The sequence below is a fragment of the Actibacterium sp. genome (assembly GCF_041584535.1).
Taxonomy (GTDB): Bacteria; Pseudomonadota; Alphaproteobacteria; order Rhodobacterales; family Rhodobacteraceae; genus Actibacterium_D.
This window is the reverse complement of record NZ_JBFHDW010000157.1, coordinates 1-6,361: the sequence shown is the minus strand read 5'-3', so window position 1 is coordinate 6,361 and position 6,361 is coordinate 1. Positions and strand designations below refer to the sequence as shown.

Here is a 6,361-nt window from a genome sequence, read left to right as displayed (position 1 = left end):
CAGCGGCCCCGGCATCACCAGCTTTTCATACCAGCTTTGCGCCGGTACCGCAGCGGGCCACAGCAGGCATAACAGCACCAGCAGCCCGGTTATCCTGCCCGGACGCCGCATCAATAAAGGTGCACCGCGACGACATGCGCCAATGCGGCCAGCACAAGGATAAAGAACAGCGGCAGGTGCAGCAGGTGCCACAGCGCGAACAGCCGTTCATACATCACGAACCCCTGCACCCGCGCCGTGGCTCTGAGATAGGGGCGCAGGCGGGTTTTCATCGCCGCGCGCTCTTGCGGGGCGGCCAGCGCCAGCACCTGACCCGAGATGCGCGCGCGGGCAAACGGTCCGGTCCAGACCCGGATCAGTGCCTGCATCAGCCCTTTGTCATCGTTCAGACGGTGACGCTGCCAATCGCGCAGGCAGGTATCGACCGCGTCCCCGGCTTTCACCGCCACACCACCGCGCAGCGCCGTGACCTCGGCCCTCAGCGCGTCCAGTTCATGCCGCCGGCCATACAGGCCGCGGTGGATGCGCGCGTAAAAGAACCGCCCGATCAGCCCGCTGCCCGCCACGATCAGCATCGAACTCAGCGCCACGGTGCTGTTCAGCGACCCCAGCTTGTAATTGCTATGCAGGATGATCAGCACCGGCCCGGCAATGCCCAGCATCATGTGCAGCCGGAACCACGTCGGCACACCGCCAAGCGCCGCCAGCGCCCGGATGCGTTTGCGCAGCGGATAGATCAACAGCAACAGCATGAACACGCTGCCGACGATGCCAAGGATATAGCCAACCCCGGTTTCCGCCGTCAGATCGCCGCTGTGGCGTTGGTTCCAGCCATAGACCAGCGCCAGCGTCGCCACAGCCAACATCACCACCAATTCAACGATGCCGGTTTGCGCCTTACGCCGGGCCGGGCGGCCGGGTGCCGATGTGTCTGCCATGTTCCTCCGTTGCGCCGAATTCCGAGTCGGCGCCTGTCCCCAGAAAAGCAGCGATTGCCCCTTAACGCCATGCCGCGCGGGGCTCAGAGGGATAAACCAGAGGCATAAAGCAGATGATAAACCTCAGACCCATAGACTCTGACCCGTGGCTGGCGAAAACTGGCCGCGAACAGTGAACCAAAACAAAGACCTGCGGCGTTAGCACGTTCAGGCGAGGGAGGCAGGCAGACATGGCCGCAGAACTGGGGCAATTCGCACTGATCCTTTCGCTTTTTGTGGCAATCCTGCAATCGGTCCTGCCGATCTGGGGCGCGCATCGCGGCGAGCGGCACCTGATGGGATTCGGCACGCTGTCAGCTCTGGTGCTGGCGTTGCTGCTGATATTGGCCTTTGGCTGTCTGGCCTACGGCTTTGTGACCACTGACGTATCGCTGCGGGCGGTGGTGATGCATTCCAACTCGGCGATGCCGCTGTTGTTCCGGTTCTCGGGCACATGGGGCAACCACGAGGGCTCGCTGTTGCTGTGGGTGCTGATCCTGGCGCTGTTCGGCGGCGCGCTGGCGCTGGGGGGGCGGTCGATGCCGGCGACGCTGAAGGCGCGGGTGCTGGCGGTGCAAGGCATGATCGCGACCGGGTTTCTGGCGCTGATGGTGTTCACCTCGAACCCGTTCGCGCGGGTGTTCCCGGCACCGGCGGACGGGCAGGAGCTGAATCCGCTGTTGCAGGATGTCGGCCTCGCGTTCCATCCGCCGTTTCTGTATCTGGGCTATGTCGGCTTTTCCGTCACCTTTGCCTTTGCCATCGCGGCGCTGATCGAAGGCCGGATCGACGCCGCATGGGCGCGGTATGTGCGGCCTTGGGTGCTGGCGGCATGGTGTTTCCTGACCATCGGCATCACGCTGGGCAGCTATTGGGCCTATTACGAACTGGGCTGGGGCGGCTGGTGGTTCTGGGACCCGGTCGAAAACGCCAGCTTCATGCCTTGGATCGTTGGCACCGCGCTGTTGCATTCGGCCTTGGTGGTCGAACGCCGTCAGGCGCTGGTGGTCTGGACCGTGCTGCTGGCCATTCTGGCATTTTCGCTGTCGATTGTCGGCACCTTCCTTGTGCGCTCGGGGCTGCTGACCTCGGTCCATGCCTTTGCCACCGATCCGGCGCGCGGCGTCGGGGTGTTGATGATCCTGATCGCGGCGACCGGTGGCGGTCTGACGCTGTTTTCGATGCGGGCAGGGCGGTTTAACCAGCCGGTTCTGTTCTCGCCGATCAGCCGCGAGGGCGGTCTGGTTCTGAACAATATCCTGTTGGTGACGGCGGCGGGCACGGTGTTTCTGGGCACGTTCTATCCGCTGATCGTCGAGATGATGGGTCCGGACAAGATCTCGGTCGGGGCGCCGTATTTCAACCGCACCTTCGTGCCGATCATGGTGCCGCTGCTGCTGGCGGTCTCGGTCGGCGGTGTGCTGCGCTGGAAGCGCGACAATCTGGGCGCGGCGCTGAAACGGCTGCGCGGGCCGGCGGTTCTGGCCATCGCGGCGCTGGTCGCGGTCTATGTCGGCACCGGCTTCATGCACCCGTTTGCGGCGGGCGGCATCGGTCTGTCGGTCTGGCTGGTGCTGGGGGCGCTGATCCCGCTGTTGCAACGGCTGCGCCTGTCCGAAGTGCCGCTGCGCCGCAGCCTGATACTGTTCCTGACCACGCCGCGCGCGACGCTGGGCATGGTGGCGGCGCATATCGGGCTGGGTCTGGCGGTCGCGGGCATCACTTGTGTCGCCGCTTTTGATTCCGAGGAAATCGCCGCCATCGCCCCCGGTCAGGCGCTGAACATCGCCGGGTATGAGGTCACGCTGGACCGCGTCAAACGGCTGCGTGGCGACAACTATCAGGCCGAGCAGGCGCAGTTCACCGTCACCAAAGGCGGCATGCCCTTCACCAGCTTCAGCTCCGAGCGCCGGTTCTATCCGGTCTCGGGCCGGGCCACGACCGAGGCCGGGATCGACGCGCATCTGCTGACCAACCTTTACGTGGCGCTTGGTGACCCGGATGATCGCGGGCGCTGGGTGGTGCGGCTTTATCATCACCCGCTGGCGCTGTTGATCTGGATCGGGCCGCTGGTGATGGCCTTTGGCGGGCTGATTTCGCTGACCGACCGGCGGTTCCGTGTTGGGGCGCCGACGCGCCGCCGCGCGGCGGCGATGCCTGCGGTGCCGGTGGCGGGGGAATAGCCAATGCGGCTGAGCCTGCTTCCTGTTCCGGTGTTCCTGAGCCTTGGTGCGGTGCTGATAATGGCCTTGGGGCAGGGTCAAAGCGACCCCGCCGAGGGCTGGCGCGATATGGCGCTGCCGGTGTTCGAACAGCCGCCTTTGGCGGTCGGGCAGGCGGGTCTTAGCCACACGCAGTTGCAAGGACAGGTGGCGGTGCTGCATGTCTTTGCCTCGTGGTGCGCCAGTTGCCGGGCCGAACATCCCGATCTGATGGCTTTGGCCAAGGCCTCGGATGTGCCGTTCTACGGGCTGAATTGGCGCGATGGCAAAGGCGCCGGGGCGCTGTATCTGGACCGGTTCGGCAACCCCTATGCCGCCACCGGCACCGATTTCGATGGTGCGCTTGGCGCCCGGATCGGTGTCACCGGCGTGCCGGAAACCTTTATCGTCGATGCCGGTGGGCGCATTCGGTATCGTCATATCGGGCCGGTCACACCCGAGATTTGGAGCACTGTCTTGAAACCGTTGATTGACGCGCTGGAGTCCGCCACATGATCCGTATTCTTGTCCTGTTGGTGGCGCTGCTGATCGCGCCCATCGCTCAGGCGGTCGAACCGCAAGAGATGCTGTCGGACCCCGCGCTTGAGGCGCGGGCGCGGGTGCTCAGCGCCGGGCTGCGCTGTGTGGTCTGCCGCAACCAGTCGATCGACGATTCCAACGCGCCGCTGGCCGCCGACCTGCGGGTATTGCTGCGCGAGCGGCTTGTCGCCGGTGACAGCGACGACCAGGCGGTGGCGTTTCTGGTCGAACGCTATGGCAGCTATATTCTGTTGAAACCGCCGGTGACCACGGCAACGCTGGCGCTGTGGATCGGGCCGGTGGCGCTGTTGCTGCTGGCTTTGGGCGGGTTTGGCGCGGTGTGGATGCGTGGCCGCCGGGCCGCCGCGTCTGCCGCCGATGCCCCCGCCGACACTCGGGCCCCCGAGCCGGACCTGACCGACGAAGACAAGGCGCTGATCGCGTCGATTTTGAATGGAGACTTGCGCGAATGATCTTGTGGATCGGCCTGACGGCCCTGACGGCCCTGACTGCGGCGGCGCTGACCGTGCCCTTGGTGCGGCGCTATGACCGGCGCAGCGCGGCGGCGGACAAGGGCGGTGAAATCGCGCTCTATCGCGGCCAGATCGAGGCGCTTGAGCAAGAGGTCACCGATGGCATCCTGCTGCCGTCCGAGGCGCAAACCGCGCGCGCCGAACTGGAACGCCGCCTGTTGGCTGCGGCCAAATCGGGGCAGGCTGACGGCAACCCGCTGTCTGAACGCGGCCGCCTGATCGCGATCGGTCTGGTCGCGGGCTGGGTCGTGGCCGGGGCGACGGGGCTTTATTCGGTGGTCGGGCGTCCCGACCTGCCCGCAGCACAGGTGCGCCCGCAAGCGGCATTGGTCCCGGCAACTGGTGGCGGCGCAACTGCGTCCTTGCCGGCCAGCGTCACGCCGGACGCCGGCACTGTCGATGACATGGTCGCCGGTCTGGCAGCCCGGCTTGGGAAGAACCCCGACGATGCCGATGGCTGGCAGATGCTGGGCTGGTCCTATTTCAACACCGAACGCTATAGCGAAGCGGCCGAGGCCTATTCCCGCGCCGTCGCCCTGCGCACTGACGATTCCGAACTGTTCTCGCTCTATGGCGAGACCCTTGTGCGGGCCGCTGGCGGTGCTGTGACCGATGGCGCGCGCTCGGTATTTGGCAAGGCGTTGGCGCTGAACCCCACTGACGCGCGCGCCCGGTTCTTCATGGGCATGGCGCAGGAACAGGATGGCGATCCGGCTGCGGCGCTTGAAACATGGCTGGCCCTGATCGACTCGGCCCCACCGGGTGCGGATTGGCTGCCGGGCGTTCAGGAACGCGTCCGCGAACTGGCGGTGGCGAATGGCCTGTCGCTGGATGGCCGCCTGTCAGAAAAACCCGCCGCCGCGCCGGGTGTTGGCCTGTTGCCGCCGCCGTCCAGCGGTGACCGTGGCCCGACCGCCGCCGATGTCGCCGCCGCGCAGGACATGAGCGCGCAGGACCGGCAAGCGATGATCCGCGGCATGGTCGATAACCTTGCCGCGCGTCTGGCCGACAATCCCAACGATCCGGATGGTTGGATCAAGCTGATCCGCTCACGTATGGTGCTGGGCGATACCGCCGCTGCCGGGGCTGCCCTGACCGAAGCCCGTCAGGTCTTTGCGACCCAGCCCGATACGCTTGTCGCGATCACTCAGGCCGCTGCGGGTCTGGGTCTGAAGGTGGACTAACCCATGGAGACTGCCCTGCCGTTCCTGACCTATGGCCTGCCGCTGGCGGTGGTGTGGGGCATTTTCATCTATCTGCGCCGCAAGTCGGAAAAGCGCGCGATGGCGCGGCTTGAGGAAAGCAATGCCGCCGGGCTGAACCGCCCGGCGTCGCTGCATCCGCTGATCGACCCGTTTCTGTGCCTTGGCTGCGGCGCCTGCGTGCGCGCCTGTCCCGAAGGCGATATTCTGGGGCTGATCAACGGCAAGGCGCAGTTGTTGGAGCCGTCGAACTGTATCGGCCACGGCGCCTGTGCCACCGCCTGTCCGCTGGATGCGATCACGCTGGTCTTTGGCACCGCCGAACGCGGCGTGGAAATTCCCGAGGTCGGCCCGGATTTCCAGACCAACGTGCCGGGCATCTATATCGCCGGCGAACTGGGCGGCATGGGCCTGATCCGCAACGCGATTGAACAGGGCCGTCAGGCGGTTGGATATATCCGCGATCAACGGGGCCGGGCCTCGGGCGATCAGCTGGATCTGGTGATCGTCGGCGCCGGTCCGGCGGGCTTTGCCGCTGCTTTGGCGGCGAAAGAGGCCGGGCTGAACTTTACCATCCTCGAACAGGAATCGCTGGGCGGCACGGTGGCGCATTTCCCGCGCGGCAAGCTGGTGATGACCGCTCCGGCGGAATTGCCGATCTATGGCATGGCAAAGTTTCGTGAGACCAGCAAAGAAGACCTGCTGCAATTCTGGCAGGACGTGGCCGCACAGACCGGCCTGACCATCAGCTACGAAGAACAGGTCGAGGAAATTCAGCCCGCTGGCGACGGTTTTACCCTGCGCACCACGCGCGGCAGCTATGACACCCGCAGCGTGCTGCTGGCCATCGGTCGCCGCGGCACTCCGCGCAAGCTGGAGGTCCCGGGCGAGGATCAGGCCAAGGTGGT

Annotated in this window: 6 protein-coding genes; 5 read left to right on the top strand and 1 reads right to left on the bottom strand. The window is 65.8% G+C overall.

Features of this window, described 5'->3' with window-relative positions:
* Positions 1 to 110 precede the first annotated feature (110 nt).
* A complete protein-coding gene (locus ABYW26_RS08975) occupies positions 111 to 938 on the bottom strand; it encodes a hypothetical protein (RefSeq protein ID WP_372604448.1) in 828 nt (275 codons plus the stop codon).
* Between the two features lie 230 nt (positions 939 to 1,168).
* Between ABYW26_RS08975 and ABYW26_RS08970 the strand changes: the two genes are divergently transcribed.
* The 5 genes from ABYW26_RS08970 to ABYW26_RS08950 form a co-directional block, all read left to right on the top strand.
* Complete coding sequence (locus tag ABYW26_RS08970; protein WP_372604447.1) at positions 1,169 to 3,160, top strand: heme lyase CcmF/NrfE family subunit; 1,992 nt, start codon at positions 1,169 to 1,171, stop codon at positions 3,158 to 3,160.
* Between the two features lie 3 nt (positions 3,161 to 3,163).
* Complete coding sequence (locus tag ABYW26_RS08965; RefSeq protein ID WP_372604446.1) at positions 3,164 to 3,694, top strand: DsbE family thiol:disulfide interchange protein; 531 nt, start codon at positions 3,164 to 3,166, stop codon at positions 3,692 to 3,694.
* Positions 3,694 to 4,191 carry a cytochrome c-type biogenesis protein gene (locus ABYW26_RS08960; RefSeq protein ID WP_372604449.1) on the top strand — a complete coding sequence of 166 codons (498 nt, stop codon included), beginning with the start codon at positions 3,694 to 3,696 and terminating at the stop codon, positions 4,189 to 4,191. Before ABYW26_RS08965 ends, ABYW26_RS08960 begins: the two co-directional genes overlap by 1 nt.
* Positions 4,188 to 5,435, top strand: coding sequence for a c-type cytochrome biogenesis protein CcmI (gene ccmI / locus ABYW26_RS08955; protein WP_372604445.1), 1,248 nt, complete (start codon positions 4,188 to 4,190; stop codon positions 5,433 to 5,435). Before ABYW26_RS08960 ends, ccmI begins: the two co-directional genes overlap by 4 nt.
* Before the next feature lie 3 nt (positions 5,436 to 5,438).
* The coding region (locus ABYW26_RS08950) for an NAD(P)-binding domain-containing protein (protein ID WP_372604444.1) at positions 5,439 to 6,361 on the top strand (923 nt) is incomplete at its 3' end.